Annotated in this window: 18 protein-coding genes, 2 pseudogenes and 1 riboswitch; of the genes and pseudogenes, 10 read left to right on the forward strand and 10 right to left on the reverse strand. The window is 70.6% G+C overall.

The window, feature by feature from the left end:
* The first annotated feature begins 83 nt into the window (after positions 1 to 83).
* Entirely contained in the window at positions 84 to 650 is a 567-nt protein-coding gene (locus tag OG622_RS15145) for an NADAR family protein (RefSeq protein ID WP_371584101.1), read from the forward strand.
* Between the two features lie 98 nt (positions 651 to 748).
* Here OG622_RS15145 and OG622_RS15150 read toward each other — a convergent pair whose 3' ends face one another.
* On the reverse strand, positions 749 to 1,771 hold the full coding sequence (locus tag OG622_RS15150) for a DUF4190 domain-containing protein (protein WP_371576611.1): 1,023 nt from the start codon (positions 1,769 to 1,771) through the stop codon (positions 749 to 751).
* A gap of 214 nt (positions 1,772 to 1,985) precedes the next feature.
* Here OG622_RS15150 and OG622_RS15155 point away from each other — a divergent pair, with 214 nt between their 5' ends.
* Positions 1,986 to 3,098 (forward strand): adenosine deaminase, encoded by a 1,113-nt coding sequence (locus tag OG622_RS15155; protein WP_371576613.1) that lies wholly within the window; start codon positions 1,986 to 1,988, stop codon positions 3,096 to 3,098.
* A 22-nt stretch (positions 3,099 to 3,120) separates the two neighbouring features.
* On the forward strand, positions 3,121 to 3,807 hold the full coding sequence (locus tag OG622_RS15160; protein ID WP_371576615.1) for a glycerophosphodiester phosphodiesterase: 687 nt from the start codon (positions 3,121 to 3,123) through the stop codon (positions 3,805 to 3,807).
* Positions 3,808 to 3,927: 120 nt separating this feature from the next.
* Here OG622_RS15160 and OG622_RS15165 read toward each other — a convergent pair whose 3' ends face one another.
* The 5 genes and pseudogenes from OG622_RS15165 to OG622_RS15185 all read right to left on the reverse strand — a co-directional run bounded on the left by OG622_RS15165 (position 3,928) and on the right by OG622_RS15185 (position 9,061).
* Positions 3,928 to 5,622, reverse strand: coding sequence for a sigma-70 family RNA polymerase sigma factor (locus tag OG622_RS15165; protein WP_371576617.1), 1,695 nt, complete (start codon positions 5,620 to 5,622; stop codon positions 3,928 to 3,930).
* 148 nt (positions 5,623 to 5,770) lie between these two features.
* Positions 5,771 to 6,319: a hypothetical protein gene (locus tag OG622_RS15170; protein WP_371576619.1), complete on the reverse strand. Its 549-nt coding sequence runs from the start codon at positions 6,317 to 6,319 to the stop codon at positions 5,771 to 5,773.
* An 85-nt stretch (positions 6,320 to 6,404) separates the two neighbouring features.
* A complete protein-coding gene (locus OG622_RS15175; RefSeq protein WP_371576621.1) occupies positions 6,405 to 7,064 on the reverse strand; it encodes a YceI family protein in 660 nt (219 codons plus the stop codon).
* A 208-nt stretch (positions 7,065 to 7,272) separates the two neighbouring features.
* Positions 7,273 to 7,522: pseudogene (locus OG622_RS15180) on the reverse strand (spermidine/putrescine ABC transporter substrate-binding protein); the annotation flags it as partial.
* A gap of 102 nt (positions 7,523 to 7,624) precedes the next feature.
* Positions 7,625 to 9,061, reverse strand: a complete 1,437-nt coding sequence (locus OG622_RS15185; protein ID WP_371576623.1) for a gamma-aminobutyraldehyde dehydrogenase — start codon at positions 9,059 to 9,061, stop codon at positions 7,625 to 7,627.
* A 163-nt stretch (positions 9,062 to 9,224) separates the two neighbouring features.
* Here OG622_RS15185 and OG622_RS15190 point away from each other — a divergent pair, with 163 nt between their 5' ends.
* The 7 genes and pseudogenes from OG622_RS15190 to OG622_RS15220 all read left to right on the forward strand — a co-directional run bounded on the left by OG622_RS15190 (position 9,225) and on the right by OG622_RS15220 (position 16,353).
* The gene (locus OG622_RS15190; protein WP_371576625.1) at positions 9,225 to 9,740 is read left to right on the forward strand and encodes an Lrp/AsnC family transcriptional regulator; all 516 of its coding nucleotides are present in this window, start codon (positions 9,225 to 9,227) and stop codon (positions 9,738 to 9,740) included.
* 19 nt (positions 9,741 to 9,759) lie between these two features.
* On the forward strand, positions 9,760 to 11,124 hold the full coding sequence (locus tag OG622_RS15195; protein WP_371576627.1) for an aspartate aminotransferase family protein: 1,365 nt from the start codon (positions 9,760 to 9,762) through the stop codon (positions 11,122 to 11,124).
* A 212-nt stretch (positions 11,125 to 11,336) separates the two neighbouring features.
* A pseudogene (locus tag OG622_RS15200) lies at positions 11,337 to 12,056 on the forward strand (ABC transporter ATP-binding protein); the annotation flags it as partial.
* Positions 12,057 to 12,391: 335 nt separating this feature from the next.
* A complete protein-coding gene (locus OG622_RS15205) occupies positions 12,392 to 13,678 on the forward strand; it encodes a hypothetical protein (RefSeq protein ID WP_371576629.1) in 1,287 nt (428 codons plus the stop codon).
* A gap of 120 nt (positions 13,679 to 13,798) precedes the next feature.
* Complete coding sequence (locus OG622_RS15210; RefSeq protein WP_371576631.1) at positions 13,799 to 14,206, forward strand: VOC family protein; 408 nt, start codon at positions 13,799 to 13,801, stop codon at positions 14,204 to 14,206.
* A 133-nt stretch (positions 14,207 to 14,339) separates the two neighbouring features.
* Positions 14,340 to 15,464, forward strand: a complete 1,125-nt coding sequence (locus tag OG622_RS15215; RefSeq protein WP_371576633.1) for an LOG family protein — start codon at positions 14,340 to 14,342, stop codon at positions 15,462 to 15,464.
* Between the two features lie 193 nt (positions 15,465 to 15,657).
* Positions 15,658 to 16,353, forward strand: coding sequence for an LAETG motif-containing sortase-dependent surface protein (locus OG622_RS15220; RefSeq protein WP_371576635.1), 696 nt, complete (start codon positions 15,658 to 15,660; stop codon positions 16,351 to 16,353).
* Positions 16,354 to 16,466: 113 nt separating this feature from the next.
* Here the strand turns inward: OG622_RS15220 and OG622_RS15225 are convergent, their stop codons facing one another.
* From OG622_RS15225 to OG622_RS15240, 4 genes are all read right to left on the reverse strand, one after another.
* Positions 16,467 to 17,276 carry a maleylpyruvate isomerase family mycothiol-dependent enzyme gene (locus tag OG622_RS15225; protein WP_371576637.1) on the reverse strand — a complete coding sequence of 270 codons (810 nt, stop codon included), beginning with the start codon at positions 17,274 to 17,276 and terminating at the stop codon, positions 16,467 to 16,469.
* Positions 17,277 to 17,290: 14 nt separating this feature from the next.
* Positions 17,291 to 18,328 (reverse strand): ABC transporter ATP-binding protein, encoded by a 1,038-nt coding sequence (locus OG622_RS15230; RefSeq protein ID WP_371576638.1) that lies wholly within the window; start codon positions 18,326 to 18,328, stop codon positions 17,291 to 17,293.
* Positions 18,328 to 19,932: an ABC transporter permease gene (locus OG622_RS15235; protein ID WP_371584102.1), complete on the reverse strand. Its 1,605-nt coding sequence runs from the start codon at positions 19,930 to 19,932 to the stop codon at positions 18,328 to 18,330. Before OG622_RS15235 ends, OG622_RS15230 begins: the two co-directional genes overlap by 1 nt.
* Positions 19,933 to 20,042: 110 nt before the next feature.
* Positions 20,043 to 21,119, reverse strand: coding sequence for a thiamine ABC transporter substrate binding subunit (locus OG622_RS15240; RefSeq protein ID WP_371576639.1), 1,077 nt, complete (start codon positions 21,117 to 21,119; stop codon positions 20,043 to 20,045).
* Positions 21,120 to 21,208: 89 nt separating this feature from the next.
* Positions 21,209 to 21,315, reverse strand: a riboswitch (TPP riboswitch).
* Position 21,316: the final 1 nt, after the last annotated feature.

Below are 21,316 nucleotides of genomic sequence, written 5' to 3' on the forward strand. Positions count from 1 at the left end.
GCGACGGAATCTGTCGACCAGGTGTCGAGTCAGGACGGAAAATCAAGGACGGATTGTCAGTGGTGGCTGCCAGACTCGTCGACATGGAGAAGATCGATTCTTGGGACACGCTGACGGAAGCGGTCCGCGCGGGGGCAAGGGTCAAGTACCTGCACTTCTGGGGACACCGCCCACGGCCCGACGGGCGGATCGGCGCGAGCTGTCTGAGCCAGTGGTGGCCGTCACCGTTCACGGTGGACGGGGTGGAGTACGCGACGGCCGAGCACTGGATGATGGCGTCGAAGGCCCGGCTGTTCGGGGACACCGAGGCGGAGCGCAAGTCCGTGGCCGCTTCGAGCCCCGCGCAGGCGAAGAAGATCGGGCGGCTCGTCCGCGGCTTCGACGACGCCGTGTGGCAGCGGGAGCGCTTCGCGATCGTCGCCGAGGGCAGCTTCCACAAGTTCGCCGCCCACACGGACCTGCGGATGTTCCTCCTGGGCACGGGCAACCGCGTACTCGTCGAAGCCAGCCCCCTTGATCGCGTCTGGGGCATCGGTCTCGCGGCGGACGACGAGCGCGCCATGGACCCCGCGCGGTGGCGGGGCCCCAACCTGTTGGGCTTCGCGCTGATGGCTGCCCGGGAGAGACTGCTGAGCGGGGTCGACGCCTGAGCGCTCCGCTGGAAACCTGGCGCGCCCTCTGCGGGTGAGGCGCCTGAGGGTGGGAGGCCTGCGGGTAAGGCGTCTGCGGCCGCGCCCCTGCCGGGGCGCTACACGCCGCTGTCTCCCGGCGGCAGCATCAGGGACAGCGACGTGGAGTAGCCGTCGTCGGAGGGGTCGGAGTCGTAGCCGTCGCTGCCGGGCGCCACGATGATCAGGACGATGAAGCCGATGCCGAGCAGGATGCCGACCACTCCGCAGATGATCCCGGCCAGGGCGTGCCCCGGGTTCGTCGCCTCGCCGCGGCGGACCTTGGCCCGGCCGACGCATCCGAAGACCACGGCCATCACTCCGAGCAGAATCGCCAGCGGCCACAGGCAGAACAGCACGGCGGCGCAGATACCGAGCACCATCGCCGCGATTCCCATCCCGTTGCTCGGCGGCGGCGCCATCACGGGCCAGGCGTAGCCCGCTCCCGGGGCGGGGTAGCCGACGCCGGGGGCCGGGTAGCCGACACCGGGGTGGGCGGGAACGCCCTGGTACGCCGGGTACTGCGGGTAGCCGTACGGCACCTGCCCGGGCCCGTCGGGGCTGATGGGCGGGGGCGGTACGGCGGCGCCGGGGGTGGGGGCGACGTGGGGAACGCCGGCCACCGGTGGCGGGTAGGACGTGTAGGGCGCGGGCGGGGCGAACGGGTCGGGCGCGGAGGTGGAGGACATGGTGGACTGCGGGCCGCCCGGCGGTGCGAACGTGCCGGGGCCGGCCCAGGACTGCGGGGTCGCGGGGGCCTGGGGAGAGACCGGCCCGCCGACGCCGGCCGGTATCGGACCGGTCGCATCCACACCAGGCATGGACGCGACCGTCATCTGGTCGTGCACCGAGGGAGGGGACGGCGCGGACCCCGTCGGCGCGGTCGGCTTGTTCAGCGCCACCTTCGGGGCCGGCATCACGCCCTCGGGCTGCGAGGCGGCGTTCGACCCGGCCGACGCGGGAACGGCGTCGGCCACCCTCGGCAGTGCGGCACCGTCGGCCACCGTCCGCGCCGGTGCCGGGACCCGGTCCTGTGGCGGTGTCCACGGGTCCGGCCGCGGGGCGGCCGGTGTCTCTGGGATCGGCGCCTCGTCGGACGGCATGAATGGGTCCCCCTGTAACGTTCCGTGCCGTTCTGCGTCGTCATCACCGGTTTTTCCGGCGTCCACGATCAGCTGTACGTTCGATCATGCTAAGGCCCGGGCTCGGTAGGCGGATCGCCGCCTACGATGATCCCGGAGTCATCGATCAGCCGATCACCCGCGTCCCCCGAGGCAGACCACGGTCCGGGGCGGACGCCGTTCCCGGGGAGGAACCTTGACCGACCACCGCACCGCGCAGGGCGTGCCCGTGACCCCCGCCGTTCCCGGCGCGTCCACCGCTCCCGGCGCCTCCGGCACCCGCGACCCGCACGCCTTCATCGCCGGACTGCCCAAGGCCGAACTGCACGTGCACCACGTCGGCTCCGCCTCCCCCCGTATCGTCTCGGAACTGGCCGCCCGCCACCCCGACTCCAAGGTGCCGACGGACCCCGAGGCGCTCGCGGACTACTTCACGTTCACGGACTTCGCCCACTTCATCCAGGTGTATCTGTCCGTCGTCGACCTGATCCGCACCCCGGAGGACGTCCGGCTGCTGACGTTCGAGGTGGCGCGGGATCTGGCCCGGCAGCAGGTCCGGTACGCCGAGCTGACCATCACACCGTTCTCCTCCACCCGCCGCGGGATCGACGAGCTGGCCTTCATGGCGGCGATCGAGGACGCGCGCAAGGCGGCGGAGGCCGAGTTCGGGACCGTTCTGCGCTGGTGCTTCGACATCCCCGGCGAGGCGGGGCTCGACGCCGCCGAGGAGACGACCCGGCTCGCGACCGAGGACCGGGTGCGTCCCGAGGGGCTGGTGTCGTTCGGGCTCGGCGGGCCCGAGGTCGGCGTACCGAGGCCGCAGTTCAAGCCGTACTTCGACCGGGCGATCGCGGCCGGGCTGCACTCCGTGCCGCACGCCGGCGAGACCACCGGGCCCGAGACGATCTGGGACGCGCTCACCGACCTCCGCGCGGAACGCATCGGGCACGGCACCAGTGCGGCCGGCGACCCGAAACTGCTCGCGCACCTCGCCGAGCACCGGATCGCCCTGGAGGTCTGCCCGACCTCGAACATAGCCACGCGCGCGGTCCGCACCCTCGACGAGCACCCCATCAAGGAGTTCGTACGGGCCGGGGTGCTGGTCACCGTCAACTCCGACGACCCGCCGATGTTCGGCACCGACCTCAACACCGAGTACGCGGTCGCCGCGCGCCTCCTCGGCCTCGACGAGCAGGGGCTGGCCGCGCTCGCGAAGAACGCCGTGCGGGCGTCCTTCCTCGACGAGCCCGGCAAGACCCGTCTGTGCGCCGAGATCGACACCTACACCTCGGCCTGGCTGACGCCCTGACCCGATCGGGACCACCACCCCCATGCGTACCGTGACAGCCGTCGCCCATCGCGGCGCCCCCTACCGCCACCGTGAGAACACGCTCGACTCCTTGCGGGCCGGACTCGAACTGGGCGCGGACGTCATCGAGTTCGACGTACGGACGACCCGCGACGGCGTGCCCGTCCTGCTCCACGACTCGACGCTGAACCGGCTGTGGGAGGTGGAACGGCAACTGGCCGCGCTCTCCGCCGCGGAGCTGCGCGGGCTGACGGCCTGCGGGGTACCGACGCTGGCCGACGCGCTGCTCACCATCAAGGACAGCCGGGTGATGGTGGACCTGCCGGGCGCGGTGGACCCCCGGGCGGTGCGGCAGATCCTCGGCGTCGTACGGGAGTACGGGGCCGAGGACCGCGTCTACTACAGCGCCGAGCCGCCCACCCTGCTGGCCGTCCGCGCCGCCGCCCCCGCCGCCGAGCTCGCCCTCACCTGGAAGACCCTCGCCCCACCCCGCCCCGCCCTCCTCGCCGCGATCCGCCCCCGCTGGCTCAACTACCGCTTCGGCCTCGTCACCCGCCCCCTCGCGGACCGCATCCACCAGGACGGCCACCTCCTCTCCGTCTGGACCCCCGACACCCGACGCTCCATGCGCTGCCTGCTGGACATGGGCGTCGACTCGATCACCACCAACCGGGTCGACGCACTGTGCGCACTACGGCAGCTCTTCTAGCCAGGAGGCACCGGCAGCGCCCCGAAAGGGGCGGGGGAACTGCGCGATCAGCCCCATCACACCCGCAGCCGCCGCCGCACCACACATCCCCCGAGCTCTCGGGCGCCCACGGCCGACCCTCTACACCTCCGACCGCTGCGCCACAGTCGCCGCGTCCTCCGGCTTCCCTCGCGTGACGTACTGCGGCACGGGCGCCGAGTCCTCACCGGTGTCGCGCACGAGGCCGTAGCGGATGGCGCCGCGGTCGGGGCCGTAGGTGATGTCGTCGGTGATGGTGTCCCAGGTGGAGGCGGCGACGGTGATGCCGTAGTCGGCGCCCCGTTCGTTCTGGGTGAGGGTGACCGTGCCGTCGACGTAGAAGTACTCGTTCTGCCACATCTGTTGGGTGCCGGCCGGCAGGACGGTGTATCCGGTGGCGGGGCCGCCCATGCCGGAGGTCCTGCCGTCGGCGGAGGTCGGGTCGTCCATGCGGCGGCCGCCGCCCGAGGCGACATGGAAGAGCCTGCCCTTCAGGCCGGTCCAGGACGGCATGACCAGGCCGCCCGCCCGGTACTGGGGCGAGATCTGCCAGCGGACCAGGACATAACCCTCGCCCGTGAAGGTCACGCTGTCACCGCGATGGTTCATCACGGTCCGCGCGCCGCCGCTGCTGGTGAGGCCGGACTCGGGCCGATGCGGGAGGCCGGCCGGCCGGGTGTCCGGGTCCGGCGCCCGGTCCGCGACGTCGACGACGGTGCCGTACAGGCCGGCCTTCCCGGTCGCGGACGGGGAAGCGGAGGGGGACGGAGAGGACGAGGGGGACGGCGAGGTGGAGGGCGACGGGCGGCGGGGCGCCGCGACCTCCGGCGCGCGGGCCGTGCTCAGCGCGGTGGGCGCGGCCTGCGGAGTCCGGTCACCCGGGGTCTGCGTCACGGCGTACGTGCCCCCGGCGACGATCGTCGCGCCCGCCGTCACCGCGACGGCGGGCTTGGTGAGGACGCCGATCACCTTGGCGGACCAGCCCACCGAGGCGCTCACGGCGGTCGCCGCCACGGCGGTCTTCCCGCCGAACGCCAGCGACAGGGTGAAGCCGACGGGGACAGGGACCAGGGCGAGGCCGACGAGGAGGCGTTCGGCGGGGACGACGACCTCGCCGGGGTGGCCGTGGCCGTCGCAGCGGGCGCAGCCACGGATGTGCCGGGCGATGCGCTTGCGCCACACCGAGTCGGGCCGACCGCTCCAGCGGGCGGTGACCCTGCCCAGGTCGGAGCAGGAGGAGTCGAGGGCGCGGACGATGCCGCGCGCGGTCTCCAGGCGGGCCTTCATCCGCTGGACCCGTACGGCGGCGTGCTGTCGGCTGATACCCGCGGCGGCGGCGAGTTCGCGTCGGGTGAGTTCGCCCGCGACCTCCAGCCACCACAGCGACAGCAGTTGCCGGTCCTCGTCGTCGAGCCAGCGGACCGCTTCCGCGACCTCCTTGCGCTGACCCTCCAACTGCAGTCGCAGCACGGTCAGTTCGGCGAAGTCGGCGGCGTGGTGGGCGTCGCCGTCGTCGAGCTGGTCGGCGGTGCGGCGGCGCGCCCGGTCCCGTATCTGCCGCATCGCGATCGCGACCAGCCAGGAGCGGAAACTGTCCGGATCACGCAGCGTGTCGAGGTTGTCGACGGCGCGCAACATGGTTTCCTGCACGACGTCGTCGACATCGGCATGACCGTTGAGGGCCCGGCCGACGATGTTGTAGACGAGGGGCAGCCAGCCCTCGACCAGCTCGTCGAGGGCGCGCCGGTCCCCTGCCTGTGCGGCCGCGATGGTGGAGCGCCACTGCCGCCCGTCCACGTACGTTCCTTCCGGTCCCGCTGGGATCGCCCTGCTCACTCGGCTGTGTTCCGTACTTTCTCAGCCAACTCCGTGACATGGGGATCCTCCGAGGCGGAGATCACACTGCTCATACGGCTCGCTCCTGTACGTGGGAAACAGGGAGTGCCTACGGAGACGGTGTGGAGGCGGCCGGGATAACAGTTTTCTTCCCGTCCCACCCGTGCGTCAGCGCCTCCAGCCGCTTGATGCGCTGCCGTACGACGTACAGCGGGATCACCCCGATCACTCCGAACGACATGTCGATCACCGTCCACCAGAAGGGGATGCCCCGGATCGGCCCGCAGATCAGGGCCAGCGGAACGATCCCCGCGCAGGCGATCATGCCGAACTCGACGACCCAGATGTTGCGTACCGGGTCGCGGTAGGGACCGTAGAAGGCCACCGCGATCACGAGGTGCGCGAAGGCCAGCCAGTCGGTGCCGTAGAGGAGGAACGGGTATTCGGCGTCGGCCTCGTCGAGCCCCGCCCGTACGCGCTCGATCCACTCCGTGAGCGCCGGCAGGTACTCGCCGACGGACAGCGACCGCAACAACTCCTCGGTCCACCGCAGCTCGTGGACCAGCGGGAACGCCGTGGCGCCGCTCAGCACCAGACAGACGACGAAGAAGACCAGCCACGCTCGGATGCCCCTCAACAGGGCGGCTCTGTCGCTCATGCGGGAGAGCGTACGCCCCACCTTGAACGCGTTCAAAAATGGGGGCCCGGCTGGTGCCGGGCCCCCACGAGAACGCGACAGGGTGTCAGCTGTGGGGGATCGAGCGGATCACGGCGAGGTCGAACTGCAGGCGCACCTTCTCGCTCACCATGGCGCCGCCCTCCGCGAGCCGCTGGTTGTACGTGAGACCCCAATCGGAACGGTTGATGGTGGTCGTCCCGTCGAAACCGACCCGCTCGTATCCGAACGGGTCCATGACGTGCCCTATGTAGGTGAGTTCGAGATCGACGGGACGGGTGACGCTCTTGATGGTGAGTTCTCCGGCCATGCGGTAGACATCGTTGCCCACCAAACGCACCGCCGTACTGACGAAACGCATGCGCGGATGGGTCGCGGCGTCCAGGAAGTCGCGGCCCGTCAGATGGGCGTCGCGTTGTTGCACTCCGGTGTCGACGGACGAAGTGGACAGAACTATCTCGGCCCGTGAACGAGAGGGATCACGGCCGTCGAAGTAGAGCCGGCTCTGATACTCGGTGAACGCCCCGCGCACGGTCGTCACCAGGGCGTGCCGGACGGAGAATCCGATACGGCTGTGCGCCGCGTCGATCATCCATTCGCCGGTCAGCATCGCCAGGGCGGGATCGGACGGGCCGGTGGAAGGGAATGCCTGTGACTCGTGGGGGAGTCGCGAGGCTGTGGGGGCTGCCGGGCGGCGCAGGGACGCAGCACGGGTGAACAGGTTCATGCTTCACGTAACTACGGCACGACGGAATGCACCGCAACCCTTTGTCGTGCGATCCGTCGGGTCCGAATGGACACCGAAAGGACGATAAAACGCCACCACGCGGCAGACAATTGCACTATCTCCACAACGTCGCCACGAATTTCCCGCCGGAATTCACCTCGGGACGACCGGAATAAGCCCCCCGGATTCAGTGACGTCCCTCGAGCACCACGGCGATCCCGGTCCGCTCCTCGAACGCCTCCAGTGTCGGTCGCCGCGAGTCGCCCTCGTCGTCCGTGTCGATGTACGACGGCCAGTTGGCCCAGCTCAGCCGCCTGTCACGGACCGAGAGATCGACCCGCCCGGGCCCCGGGCACCACACAGGCCCCGGGCACCCCACACCCGGCGAGCGCGCCGAGCGCCGCGCCCACACCGAGGGCGCGCAGCGGCGAACGGCGGCCGATGTGCGGGAGGGACATTCAGGCAACATGCCATCCCCGCGCCCCGAAGGACGCGGGGAACCGCGCGAGCAGCCGCACACAACCGCGGCCGCCAACGAACCCCTCAGCCCAACGACGTCATCAGCCCAACGAAGTCATCACGTGCTTGATCCGCGTGTAGTCGTCGAATCCGTAGCCCGAAAGGTCCTTGCCGTACCCGGACTTCTTGAATCCCCCGTGCGGCATCTCCGCGACCAGCGCGATATGCGTGTTGATCCACACGCACCCGAAGTCCAGCGCCTTCGACATCCGCATCGCCCGGGCGTGGTCCTTCGTCCACACCGACGACGCGAGCGCGTACTCGACCCCGTTCGCCCAGCCCACGGCCTGCGCCTCGTCCGCGAACGACTGGACCGTGATGACCGGCCCGAAGACCTCGTTCTGGATGATCTCGTCGTCCTGCTTCAGCCCGGAGACGACGGTCGGCGCGTAGAAGTACCCCTTCTCGCCGACCTGGTGACCACCGGACTCGACCTTCGCGTGCGCCGGCAGCCGCTCGATGAACCCGGCGACCTGCTTGAGCTGGTTGGGGTTGTTGAGCGGCCCGTACAGCACGTCCTCGTCGTCCGGCTGCCCGGTCTTCGTCTCGGCCGCCGCCTTCGCGAGCGCGGCCACGAACTCGTCGTGGATGCCCTCCTGGACGAGGACGCGGGTCGCCGCCGTACAGTCCTGCCCGGCGTTGAAGAAGCCCGCCACCGAGATGTCCTCGACGGCCTTGGCGATGTCGGTGTCGGCGAAGACGACGACCGGCGCCTTGCCGCCCAGCTCCAGGTGGACGCGCTTGACGTCCTTGGCCGCGGACCCGGCGACGGACATACCGGCCCGCACGGACCCGGTGATGGACGCCATCGCCGGGACCGGGTGCTCGACCATCAGCCGCCCGGTGTCACGGTCACCCGTGATCACGTTGAAGACGCCCTTCGGCAGGATCGCCCCGATGATCTCGGCGATGAGGACGGTCGAGGCCGGCGTCGTGTCCGACGGCTTCAACACGACCGTGTTGCCTGCGGCGATCGCCGGCGCGAACTTCCACACGGCCATCATCATGGGGTAGTTCCACGGCGCGACCTGGGCGCAGACACCGACCGGCTCACGGCGGACGATCGAGGTCATCCCCTCCATGTACTCGCCGGCCGACCGGCCCTCCAGCATCCGCGCGGCGCCCGCGAAGAAGCGGATCTGGTCCACCATCGGCGGGATCTCCTCGGAGCGGGTCAGCCCGATCGGCTTGCCCGTGTTCTCCACCTCCGCCGCGATGAGCTCCTCGGCCCGCTCCTCGAACGCGTCGGCGATCTTCAGCAGGGCCCTCTGGCGCTCCGCCGGGGTCGTGTCGCGCCAGGCCGGGAACGCGGCCTCGGCGGCGGCCATCGCCGCGTCGACATCGGCCTGGCCGGACAGGGGCGCGGTCGCGTAGGCCTCGCCCGTCGCGGGGTTGACCACCTCGGTGGTCCGTCCGTCGACGGCGTCACGGAATTCCCCGTCGATGTAGTTACGCAGACGACGCAGCTCGGTGCTCACTGCCGGCCCTCCAGATGTGGGTGTCCATTCCTTGAGACAACACCCTAATCCGCCGCCCCGCGTTTTCAACCCCCCGACACCCCACTTGCTGCGAAATCCGCAAGTCACGTGCCCACAGACAACGAATTTCATCGATCCATCCTTGCGGAACTGTCGAGACGTCGTGCACAGTGAGGCCGTGGCCAGTCGAAGCGCAGATCAGAAGGACCCGCGGGAGCCCAGGAACGGCACACCGCAACTGGACGCCGTCTCCCTCGCCATCGTCGAGCAGCTCCAGGAGGACGGCCGACGGCCGTACGCGGCGATCGGCAAGGCCGTCGGCCTCTCCGAGGCGGCCGTGCGCCAGCGCGTCCAGAAGCTGCTCGATCAGGGCGTGATGCAGATCGTCGCCGTCACGGACCCGCTCACCGTGGGTTTCCGGCGTCAGGCGATGCTCGGCATCAACGTCGACGGCGACCTGGATCCCGTGGCGGAGGCGCTGACGGCCATGTCGGAGGTCGAGTACATCGTGATCACCGCCGGCTCCTTCGATCTGATGGCGGAGGTCGTCTGCGAGGACGACGACCACCTCCTGGAGGTCATCAACAAGCGCGTCCGGACCCTGCCCGGCGTGCGGTCGACGGAGAGTTTCGTCTACCTCAAGCTCAAGAAGCAGACCTACATGTGGGGAACCCGATAACCGTGAGGACGGAAAAGCCGTGAGCCCCAAGGACCTCAGCAAGACCGCGTACGACCACCTGTGGATGCACTTCACCCGCATGTCCTCGTACGAGAACTCCCCGGTCCCCACCATCGTCCGGGGCGAGGGCACGTACATCTACGACGACAAGGGCAAGCGGTACCTCGACGGTCTCGCGGGTCTCTTCGTCGTGCAGGCGGGCCACGGCCGCACCGAGCTGGCGGAGACCGCGTTCAAGCAGGCGCAGGAGCTGGCGTTCTTCCCGGTGTGGTCCTACGCCCACCCGAAGGCCGTCGAACTGGCGGAACGTATCGCCTCCTACGCGCCCGGCGACCTGAACAAGGTCTTCTTCACCACCGGCGGCGGCGAGGCGGTCGAGACCGCCTGGAAGCTCGCCAAGCAGTACTTCAAGCTTCAGGGCAAGCCGACCAAGTACAAGGTCATCTCACGCGCGGTCGCCTACCACGGCACCCCGCAGGGCGCCCTGTCCATCACCGGCCTGCCGGCCCTGAAGGCCCCTTTCGAGCCGCTGGTGCCGGGCGCGCACAAGGTCCCGAACACCAACATCTACCGGGCCCCGTACTTCGGCGACGACCCGGAAACCTTCGGCCGCTGGGCCGCCGACCAGATCGAGCAGGAGATCCTCTTCGAGGGCCCCGACACGGTCGCGGCGGTTTTCCTGGAGCCGGTTCAGAACGCGGGCGGCTGTTTCCCGCCGCCGCCCGGCTACTTCCAACGGGTCCGCGAGATCTGCGACCAGTACGACGTACTGCTGGTGTCGGACGAGGTCATCTGCGCCTTCGGCCGGCTCGGCACAATGTTCGCCTGCGACAAGTTCGGCTACGTCCCGGACATGATCACCTGCGCCAAGGGCATGACCTCGGGCTACTCCCCGATAGGTGCCTGTGTCATCTCGGACCGTCTCGCCGAGCCCTTCTACAAGGGCGACAACACCTTCCTGCACGGCTACACCTTCGGCGGGCACCCGGTCTCGGCGGCCGTCGGCCTCGCCAACCTCGACCTGTTCGAGCGCGAGAAACTCAACCAGCACGTCCTCGACAACGAAACGGCGTTCCGTTCCACGCTGGAGAAGCTGTACGACCTGCCGATCGTCGGCGACGTCCGCGGCGACGGCTACTTCTACGGAATCGAGCTGGTCAAGGACAAGGCGACGAAGGAGAGCTTCGACGACGACGAGACCGAGCGGATCCTCTACGGCTTCCTGTCGAAGAAGCTGTTCGAGAACGGCCTCTACTGCCGGGCCGACGACCGTGGCGACCCGGTCGTCCAGCTCGCGCCGCCGCTGATCTCCGACCAGTCGACCTTCGACGAGATCGAGCAGATCCTGCGCGCGACGCTGACGGAGGCATGGACCCTGCTGTAGCCCTCCGGCGGTCTCGTCCGCCCCACCGCCCGGTCTTCCCCACGGCCCGGGACACCCCCATCCGAGTGAGATGAGGGCGTCCCGGGCCGTGTGCTGTCCGGCCCCCGCCACCCTGACTCCCTAGCGTGCCTCTGTAACCGATCGGCCCTGCCTTCGTTCCCCCGGACGGGGGGCTCCCCCGGCAACCCTGATCCGAACCGAGGTGTACGCCCATGGTGGCCCCGCCGGACAACGACGTGCTCTGGGCACGTGGTCTGACCTACGCGCACGACGGCTCGCCCGCCCTGCGAGGCGTGTCGTTGGGCGTCCGGGAGGGCGAGATCCTCGCCGTCACCGGCCCGCGCGGCAGCGGAAAGACCACGCTCCTGAGGTGCCTGTCCGGACAGCTGCGGGCACAGCGGGGCGAGGTGTGGTACAACAGCGTTCCCGTGCACACCATGGGTCCGCTCGCCCGGGAACGGCTGCGCCGCGACCGTTTCGGCTGGATCGACCCCGAGCCGGTCCTCGTCCCCGAGCTGAACGTCTGGGAGAACACCGCCCTGCCGCTGATGCTGCGCGGCACCGGCCGCCGGGCCGCCAAGGCCGCCGCCCTGGAGTGGCTGGAGCGCCTCGACATCCGTGACACGGCCCGCAGGCGCCCGCACGCCATCCTCCAGTCCGAGCGCCAGCGCGTGGTGGTGGCCCGCGCTCTGGTCGCCGCCCCCACCGTGCTCTTCGCGGACGAGCCGACCGCCCCGCTGCACCGCGCCGAACACACCCACGTCCTGCGCACCCTCACCACGGCGGCCCGCTCGCACGACATCACGGTCGTCCTCGCCACCCACGACCCCGAAACCGCCGCCCTCGCGGACCGCACACTGTCCCTGCTCGACGGCCGCCATGTGAGGACCGTCCACCTGCCCTCCGCCACGGAAGGCCAAGGCCGACCCGCCACCGAGCAGAACCACCACCACACCACCGTAGGCAAGGGCCGACCCACCACCCCGGGAGGCGGCCGACCGCCCACCGAAGCCAAAAACCGACGCACCGCCGAACGACCAGGCCTGACCACCACTGAGCGGCCAGGCCGACCCACCACCGACGAAGGAGGTGAGTCCGCCGCCGCACGAGGAGGCCGGCCCGCCGCCGACGAAGGAGGCGAGCCCACTGCCGCATGGGAAGGCGAGCCCGCTGCCGACGGGGCGCGGTCGTCCGTCGTCGACGGGGAAGACCGGGCCGCCGCCGACGGGGAAGACCGGGCCGCCGCCGACGGGGAAGGCCGGGCCGCGTGCTCGCTCTCCGCCTAGCCCGCCGGGCCCACCCCGTCGTCCAGCTCCGCCGTCTCCTGGTGGCCGCGGCCGCCGGCGGCACGGGCTTCCTGCTGCTCTGCGCCCTCGGGCACGCCATGGCCCACCCGCACGCCCCGGCCGGCTCGGTGCTCCGCCTGGCCTGGTGCGTCGCGCCCGCCGCCGCCACCGTGTACTTCGCGGTGACCGTGGCCCGCACCGACCCCGGCACGCGGCCCCGCCCCGGCCTGTCCGCGATCGGTCTCGGTCCCGGCCGACTGATGGCCGTCTCGGCGGTCACGACGGCCCTGTCCACCGTCCTCGGCTCGCTCCTCGCCCTGCTCGTCTTCCTCCATCTGCGCGGCGACCTGACGGGCATGCCCTTCGACGGCGCCGCGACCGACGCCCTCGCCGCCGGGCGGCCCCTGCCCCTCCCCGCGGCCCTCACCCTTCTCGCCCTGGTACCGGCAGTCGCCTCCGTGACCACCGCCCTCGTCCTGCGCCCCAAGGAGACCGGGGCCCGGCCCGCGGGACTCCGGACGCGCTTCATGGCGTACGACACCTTCGCCATCGGCCGACGGGCCGCGTCCCCGGCGGGCGCCACGCGGTACGAGGAGGAGCCGGACGAGGAGGCCGTCGCCCCCACGGACCCCCGGGTGCCATCGGCACCGGCGACTCCGCGCCCCGCCCCCGGCGGCCTTCCCTGGGGCATCGCCGTGCTCGCGGTCGGCCTAGCCACCGAGACGTACACCGGACAGTCCGACGACCGCTCCGGCCTCACCCTCCCCGGCGGCTTCGCGGACAGCCCCGCCGGAGTCCTCGGCGGCTGGCTGCTCACCGCGCTCGGGCTGGTCCTCACCGGCCCCGGGCTCACCCACCTCACCGGGCGCCTGCTCCAGTCCGTACGCCCTGGCGCACTGCGCCTCCTCTCCGGGCGCATGCTCCAGGAAGAGGCCCGGCGCATCGGGCGCCCGCTCGGAGTGGTGTGCGCGGTGGCCTCCGGCGCGTACGCCATGGTGACGCTGTCCTCCGGCGTGCGCCCCACGGTCGGTCCGCTCACCCTGCTGGGCGCACTCGTGGTGACCGGCTGTGCCGTGCTCACCCTCGCGACGGCCGCCGTCGAGGCCCGGCAGGCGCACGCGGACACCACGGCCGCCCTGCTGCGGATGGGGGCGCCCGGCACCCTGCCCCTGCAGGCGGCCCTGCTCCGCGCGGGCGCGCTGCTCGCCGTGTTCGGCCCGCTGACCTGGACGGTCGCGCAGCTGGCGGCGCTGCCACTGGCCGCCTGACACGCGCCCCCTGGGCGCCGGAAACTCGTACGAAAGAAGTCCCGGACCGGCGATGAGTTTCACGGGAGTCCCCGGTCTACCCCTTCGAACGGACCGAAACCGAACGGGAGAGACCTCGCCATGTACCAGCAGATGATCTTCGTGAACCTGCCCGTGAACGACCTCGACGCCTCGAAGAAGTTCTTCACGGAGCTCGGGTACGCGCTCAACCCCCAGTTCAGCGACGAGAACGCGGCCTCCGTCGTGATCAGCGACACCATCGTGGCGATGCTGCTCACCAAGCCGTTCTACTCGTCCTTCACGAAGAAGGAGATCGCGGACGCCACGAAGACCAGCGAGGTGATGCTCTGTCTGAGCGCGGAGAGCCGCGCGAAGGTCGACGAGCTGGTCGAGAAGGCAGTCGCCGCCGGCGGCACGGCCTCGGAGAAGACCCAGGAGATGGACTTCATGTACGGCCGCGCCTTCGACGACCTCGACGGCCACACCTGGGAGGTCGTGTGGATGGACCCGGCCGCCATCGAAGGCTGAGGCACGCGCCCCATAAGGGGCGCGCGGGGAACTGCGCGAGCAACCACCTGCCCACCCGCACCGGCTCACGCACAGTCGCCCCCCACCCCATAGGCGCCCGGCCCGACCCGGCGGAGCGCCCTAGCATGGGCGGGTGCAGACGATGCCCGCCCACGCGGCCCACCACGACGACCACGAGATCGAGACGATCGAGGAGTTCGACGCGATCGTCTCGGCACGTGGCACCCTCTCCGGATTCCGGGTCCAGGCAGTCGACCTGACGGACCGTACGCGCGAACTGCTCGCCACCGGCACGGCCGGAGCCGTCTTCCTCGGCTGCCCGATGCGCGAGGAGGCCGCGGCGAAGATCCGCGCGGACGGCGCCCTGGTCTTCCCGCCCGTCCCCGGCCTGCCCTTCGATCCGTACCGCGGCCTGCTCTACTCCCCCGATGAACTCTTCGCGTCCCTGTCGGACGGCGGTTACGAGGCGACACCCGACGCCCTCGCGTACGCCTGGTTCCAGCGGACCAAGGCCGACCGGGACGTCCACGCCTCCATGCTGCGCGCCATCCACGACGACTCCGTCTCGGACGCCCTCGACGAACTCCTCTCCGGCGCACGGGTGGTGGGCGTGATGGGCGGCCACGCGATGGCACGCGGCACGGAGGCGTACGAGGGCGCCGCCCGTCTCGGCCGCACCCTGGCCCGCTCTGGTCTCACCGTCGCCACCGGCGGCGGTCCGGGCGCGATGGAGGCGGCGAACCTGGGCGCCTACTCGGCCCCGTACGACGACGGGATGCTCGCCGAGTCACTGCGACTTCTGGCGAAGGCACCGAAGTTCACGCCCTCGATCACCGAGTGGGCGGGGGCAGCCTTCGAGGTGCGCACCCGCTGGCCGAAGGGCGGCGCCTCCGTCGGCATCCCCACCTGGTTCTACGGCCATGAGCCGCCGAACCCGTTCGCCTCGCACATCGCCAAGTACTTCGCCAACGCCACTCGCGAGGACGGACTCCTCGCCCGCTGCGACAGCGGCATAGTCTTCCTGCCGGGCGCGGCCGGAACCGTCCAGGAGATCTTCGACAACGCGACCCCCAACTACTACGAGTCGCGCGGCGAACCGACCCCCATGGTCCTCGTGGACCGCGTCCACTGGACGGAGACCCTGCCGACCTGGCCGCTGCTCCGGTCGCTGGCCCGGGGCCGTTCGATGGAGGCCCGGATCGCGCTGGTGGACCGGATCGAGGAGGCCCCGGAGGCCTTGGCACGGCTCGGGGAGTGAGAATTCCGCCCGTCGCTGACCACGCGTCAAACCCTCGGACGGGCCATCAGCGGGCAAAGGCAACCGCTCAAACACTTCTTCGGATTGACAGTACTTATGGCGCCCTTATAAACCTGTGAGGCACATGGGGAAGCCGCTCTTCCGGCGGCCCTCCGTCACCCCCACTCCCCTGTGCTTCCCGTGAAGGGCAAAAGTGTCCATATCTCCGCGTACCGCGCGAACTTCGCGCTATGTCGGTGTTGCTTTCGCGTCCGCCGCACTCGTGTTCGGCGCCGCGGGCAACGCCATGGCCTGCAGCATCAAGGACTTCTCCGCCGTCGCCGAGTGCGACGGTGACAAGGGCGTCATCCGTGTGACCGACGTGGACCCCCTGGGCGTCAAGGCCGAGATCACCGTCTACCTGGAGAACAACGGGGCCGACCTGCGTCAGGTCGGCAGCAGGACGATCGAGAACGCCACCGCCGACGGTGTCACCGTCACCTTCGAGGAGGACTGGGAGCCGAACGCCGAGTACCGCGTACACGTCACGGCGGAGAACTACGTCGACGACGACATCAAGCCGAACCTGATCGCCCCCGCCGAGGCCTGCGAGACGGAGGCGGACACCCCGCCGGCCGCCTCGAAGAAGCCGGGGAAGCCCGCGGACGACAAGGACAAGGACGTGCCGTCCGAGACCAGGACGTCCCCCACACCGTCCGCTCCCGAAGACACCACGCCCGCGGGCTCGAACAACAACAACGCCCCGTCCCCCGAGGGCGACTCCAACCTCGCCGAGACCGGTGGGGACTCCAACACCGGCCCGATCGCCGGGGCCGCGGCGGCCCTGGTCGCCCTCGGCGCCGGTGCCGTGTACTACAGCATGCGGCGGCGTGGGGCCTCCACACGCTGACCCGTTCCACAGGGCTGGGGCCCGTACCTCTCACCGAGGGGTACGGGCCCCACGCTCGTCCGGGGAAGGCGGCCGGTCCCGTCTCGCCCGGACCGCGGGGTATGGTCCCGCGCTCACCGGAACGTCGCCCGCTCCAGCCAGAAGTCCAGCAGCTCGCGATCGCCCAGCACCTCCAACCGCCCACCGTTCGGGGGGAGTCGGCGGTGGAAAGCGAGCAGCACCTCGGTGAGGGGGCCGCGCAGCGCCACGGTCGCCTTCTCGTGGCCGCGCCGCCGGCGCACGACGTCCTCGGTCAGCTCGACGAGCCACTCGGCGTTCAGTTCGGTATCGGTATCCGTCGCGTGGAGATGGATACCGCGCCCCGGGCCGCGCAGTTCGGCCGCCTCGTCGTGCGGCATGGTCCGCTGGAAGAACTCGACGATCTCCAGCCACTCGTCGATCGCGTCGGCGGCGATCTCCGGCGCCACCTCGACCGGCCGCCCGACGGTGAGAGCCGCATCGGCGCCATGGACGACCTGCTCATGCGCCATCCGGCGAGCCCAGAACCCCGCGCTGCGCTCCCAGCCCCACGACCACACCGGCGCCTCGGGCCCCGCCTCACGCAGCGTGTCCACGATCATCTCGCCGGTCTCCGCGAGCCAGGCGTCCGGCGCGGCCGGGTCCCCCTGTTTCTCCGGGCCCTCGTACAGCGGGACGTCCGGCTCGGGCACCTCATTCTCCGACCGGGTCCGTACGTTCAGTTCGACCCAGCGCAGGGCGCCGCCGGTGTGGCGTACGAGCTGCTCCAGTGACCAGTCGGGACAGGTCGGCACGGTCACCGACAGATCGGCGCCGGAGGTCACGATGCCCCGCAACCGCCGCACCCGCAGCTCGATCTCGGCGCAGTAGCGGTCGTGCCGGGCCCGGGGTTCTTGCGAACGCATCGCCATGCCGCACCTTATGCGGCCGGACCGGCTCCCAGCACGACGATTTCGGCCGCGTCGAAGCTCACGCCGACCCGCTCTCCCGGCTCCGGAGCGTCCCGCAGCGCGCACGCCGCCTCCAGGCGCGGCGCGTCCCCGGGCTGGAGGTGCACGGCGACATGGGTGCCCCGGAAGGTGCGCGCGGCCACGGTGCAGCGCAGCGACCCGTCGGCCGGGTCGACCAGCCGCACACCGGCGGGCCGGACGAGCAGCGCGCACGCCCCCTGCGGCGAGCCCTCCGGCACCGGCACCTTGCCCCACGCCGTGTCCGCGACCGCCCCGGTCACCGTCGCCTCGACCACGTTGTCGAAGCCGAGGAACCGGGCCACGAACTCGTCCACCGGCCGCTGCCACACCTCAAGAGGCGTGCCGGACTGGGCGATCCGCCCGTCCCGCATCACCACGACCCGGTCGGCCAGCGCGAAGGCCTCACCCTGGTCGTGCGTGACAGCCAGCACGGTCGTCCCCAACTCTCCGAACAGCTCCCGGAGTTCGACGACCAGTCGCTCCCGCAACGACCGGTCCAGCTGGCCGAGGGGCTCGTCGAGCATCAGCAGCCGGGGGCGGGGGGCGAGGGCCCGGGCCAGCGCGACCCGCTGCTGCTCACCGCCGGACAGCTCCCCGACCCGCCGCCGAGCCGCTCCGGGGAGCCCGACCAGCTCCAGCAACTCCCTTACGCGTACGGCTCGTTCATCCTTCGCCGCGCCATGCATGCGGGGACCGAAGGCGACGTTGCCGGCCACGTCCCGCTGCGGGAAGAGCTGGTGGTCCTGGAACATCAGGCCCACACCGCGCTTATGGGCGGGCACACCCCGCTGGTCCCGCCCATCCAACAACACCCGTCCGCCGTCGAGCGGTTGGAGCCCCGCGACGACCCGCAGCAGCGTCGACTTGCCGCTGCCGCTCGGCCCCAGCACACACACGATCTCGTGCTCCGCGACCTCCAGATCGACCGCGTCGAGCACGGGCCGTCCGTCGAACCGCACGGTCGCGTTCTCAAGCCCGAGCAACATCAGAACTCCCCCGTACGATCGGTACGGAGGCGCTCCAGCACCAGCAGGGCCACCGCGCACACCACCATCAGAATCGTCGAAAGGGCCATGGCCTGGCCGTAGTTGAGGTCACCGGGACGACCGAGGAGCTGTGCCACGGCGACCGGGAGCGTCGGGTTGTCGGCCCGAGCGATGAACACGGTCGCCCCGAACTCACCGAGCGACACGGCGAAGGCGAACCCGGCCGCGATCAGCAGCGCCCGTCGCACCATCGGCAGATCGACCTCCCGCCACACCCGCCACGGCGACGCCCCGAGCACGGCCGCCGCCTCCCGCAGCCGCTCGTCCACCGCGCGCAGCACGGGCAGCATGATCCGTACGACGAAGGGGACGCCGACCAGGGCCTGGGCGAGCGGCACCAGGATCCAGGAGGACCGCAGGTCGAGAGGCGGCTCGTCCAGCGCGATCAGGAACCCGAAGCCGACGGTCACCGCGGACACCCCGAGCGGCAGCATGAGCAACGCGTCGAAACCACGGACGAGACGGCCGGCACGCCGGGTGAGCGCGGCGGCGGCGAGCCCGCCGATCAACAGGGCGATGACGGTCGCGGCGAGCGCGTACGTGAGCGAGTTCCCGACCGCCTCGATCGGTGCCACCAGGAAGATCCCACTGTCGTCGCCGGTCAGCGCCTCGTAGTAGCCGAACGCGGACCCCGGCGCGTCGAGCGACCGCTCCACCAGCACGCCCAGCGGCAGCAGGATCAGCACGACGACGGTGGCGAGGACCCCGCCCAGCAGTGCCCACTGCCCCGCCCCACGCGGTCGTCGGGAGGTGAGCGACGCGTCCACCAGCCGCAGGGCGGTCTCCCGTCGCCGTACGGTCCACGCGTGCACGGCGAGGATGACCCCGACCGCGACGAACTGCACGAGCGTCAGCACGGCGGCCGTCGCGAGGTCGAAGATCTCCGAGGTCTGCCGGTAGATCTCCACTTCGAGCGTCGAGAAGGTCGGCCCGCCGAGGATCTGCACCACCCCGAAGGAGGTGAAGGTGAAGAGGAAGACCATCAACGCGGCGGCGGCCACGGCGGGTGCGAGCGCCGGAAGCGTGACTTTCCGCCAGGCCGAGAGCGGCGACGCCCCCAGCATCCGCGCGGCCTCCTCCTGCCCCGGGTCGAGCTGCGCCCACAGCCCGCCGACGGTCCGTACGACGACCGCGTAGTTGAAGAACACATGCGCGAGCAGGATCGCCCAGACCGTGGTGTCCAGGCGTACGCCCCACAGTTCGTCGAAGAGTCCGCCGCGCCCGACCAGCGCCAGGAACGCCGTACCGACGACCACGGTCGGCAGCACGAACGGCACGGTCGCCACCGCCCGCAGGATGTCCTTGCCCCTGAAATCGAAGCGCGCGAACACATACGCGCCAGGGAGCGCGATCAGCAGCGTGAGCGCGGTCGAGACGAGTGCCTGCCAGGTGGTGAACCACAGCACATGCCGGATGCCGGGGTCCCCCACCACATCCGCGATCCGCCCGAGGTGCCAGGTCCCGTCGCCCTTCAGCCCCCGCACGACGATCGCGGCGACGGGGTAGGCGAAGAACACCCCGAAGAACGCGACGGGCAGCACCATGAGCCAGAGCCGCGCCGCGCTCCCCCGCCGACGCGGCCCGCGAGGTCGACGCGGTACGGCCACGACCTCCTTGGCCGCCTCAGCTTCCTCGGCCGCCTCGGCTTCCTCGGTCACTTCAGTACGAGCGAGGCCCACGACTTGACCCACTGGTCACGGTTCTCGGCGATCTTCTCGGGCGCCATGGTCGCCGGGTCCTTCGCCGCGGGCCCGTACTCGGTGAACTCGGCGGGCACGGACGCCCCCTCGACCACGGGGTACACGAACATGTTGAGCGGCATGTCCTCCTGGAACCTCTTCGAGATCAGGAAGTCGATCAGCGCCTTGCCGCCCTCGGCGTTCTTCGCGTTGCTCAGCAGCCCCGCGAACTCGATCTGCCGGAAGCAGGTGCCGGTCGCGACCCCGGTGGGCGCGGTCTTCGGCTTCGGGTCCGCGTAGACGACCTCGGCGGGCGGCGAGGAGGCGTACGACACGACGAGCGGCCGGTCACCCCCGGCCTTCTTGCCGTCCGTCGACCCGGAGAACTCCTGGTAGTACGCCTGCTCCCAGCCGTTGACGACCTTCACACCGTTGGCCTTGAGCTTGTCCCAGTAGCCCTCCCACCCGTCGTCCCCGTACCGCGCGGCCGTACCGAGGACGAATCCGAGCCCCGGTGAGGAGGTGGACGCGTTCTCCGTGACGAGCAGGTCCTTGTACTCGGGCTTGACGAGATCGTCGAACGACTGCGGCGGCTCGATCTTGTTCTTGCTGAAGTACGCCTTGTCGTAGTTGACGCAGATGTCACCGGAGTCGATGGGAGTGACCCGGTGCTCGTCCTTGTCCAACTGGTACTCGGCGCCGACCTTGTCGAGCCCCTTCGCCTCGTACGGCTGGAAGAGGCCGTTGTCGAGCGCGCGGGACAGCAGCGTGTTGTCGACACCGAAGAAGACGTCGCCCTGGGGGTTGCCCTTGGTCAGGATCGCCTGGTTGACGGCCTGCCCCGCGTCCCCGCTCTTGAGGACCTTGACCTTGTACCCCGACTCCTTCTCGAACGCCTTCAGCACGTCCTTGGAGTAGGCGAAGGAGCCGTGGCTGACGAGGGTGACGGTCTTGGAAGCGCCCGACCCTGTGTCGTCGGACGAGGAACCGCACGCGGACAGCGTGACGAGCCCGAGGCCGACAGCCGCGGCGACGAACGATCTGATCTGCACTGGATTCCTCCTGGGGGTGACCAGGAAGAGACGCGGCCCTGCCCGGGATCGTCGGAGATTTCCGAAGGCTCCCGGGCAGGGCGCAACAGCTTGAGTGATGACCGAACTTCCTACCCAGAATGACCTGGGCGAGGTTCAGAGGGTCTGCGGCCGCTTGCCGCACTCTCAGCGCTGTGGCGCTCCCCTGTCGGAATATG

Origin of the sequence: Streptomyces sp. NBC_01314 (assembly GCF_041435215.1) — a bacterium.
In the GTDB taxonomy this organism is placed as follows: Bacteria; Actinomycetota; Actinomycetes; order Streptomycetales; family Streptomycetaceae; genus Streptomyces.

What these genes read in the sequence shown, in the direction of transcription:
- OG622_RS15235 (WP_371584102.1), bottom strand. Translation starts at nt 19,932, where the DNA reads ATGGTGCTGCCCGTCGCGTTCTTCGGGGTGTTCTTCGCCTACCCCGTC.
- OG622_RS15170 (WP_371576619.1), bottom strand. Translation starts at nt 6,319, where the DNA reads ATGAGCGACAGAGCCGCCCTGTTGAGGGGCATCCGAGCGTGGCTGGTC.
- OG622_RS15160 (WP_371576615.1), top strand. Translation starts at nt 3,121, where the DNA reads ATGCGTACCGTGACAGCCGTCGCCCATCGCGGCGCCCCCTACCGCCAC.
- OG622_RS15175 (WP_371576621.1), bottom strand. Translation starts at nt 7,064, where the DNA reads ATGAACCTGTTCACCCGTGCTGCGTCCCTGCGCCGCCCGGCAGCCCCC.
- OG622_RS15150 (WP_371576611.1), bottom strand. Translation starts at nt 1,771, where the DNA reads ATGCCGTCCGACGAGGCGCCGATCCCAGAGACACCGGCCGCCCCGCGG.
- OG622_RS15225 (WP_371576637.1), bottom strand. Translation starts at nt 17,276, where the DNA reads ATGCGTTCGCAAGAACCCCGGGCCCGGCACGACCGCTACTGCGCCGAG.
- OG622_RS15145 (WP_371584101.1), top strand. Translation starts at nt 84, where the DNA reads ATGGAGAAGATCGATTCTTGGGACACGCTGACGGAAGCGGTCCGCGCG.
- OG622_RS15230 (WP_371576638.1), bottom strand. Translation starts at nt 18,328, where the DNA reads ATGTTGCTCGGGCTTGAGAACGCGACCGTGCGGTTCGACGGACGGCCC.
- OG622_RS15210 (WP_371576631.1), top strand. Translation starts at nt 13,799, where the DNA reads ATGTACCAGCAGATGATCTTCGTGAACCTGCCCGTGAACGACCTCGAC.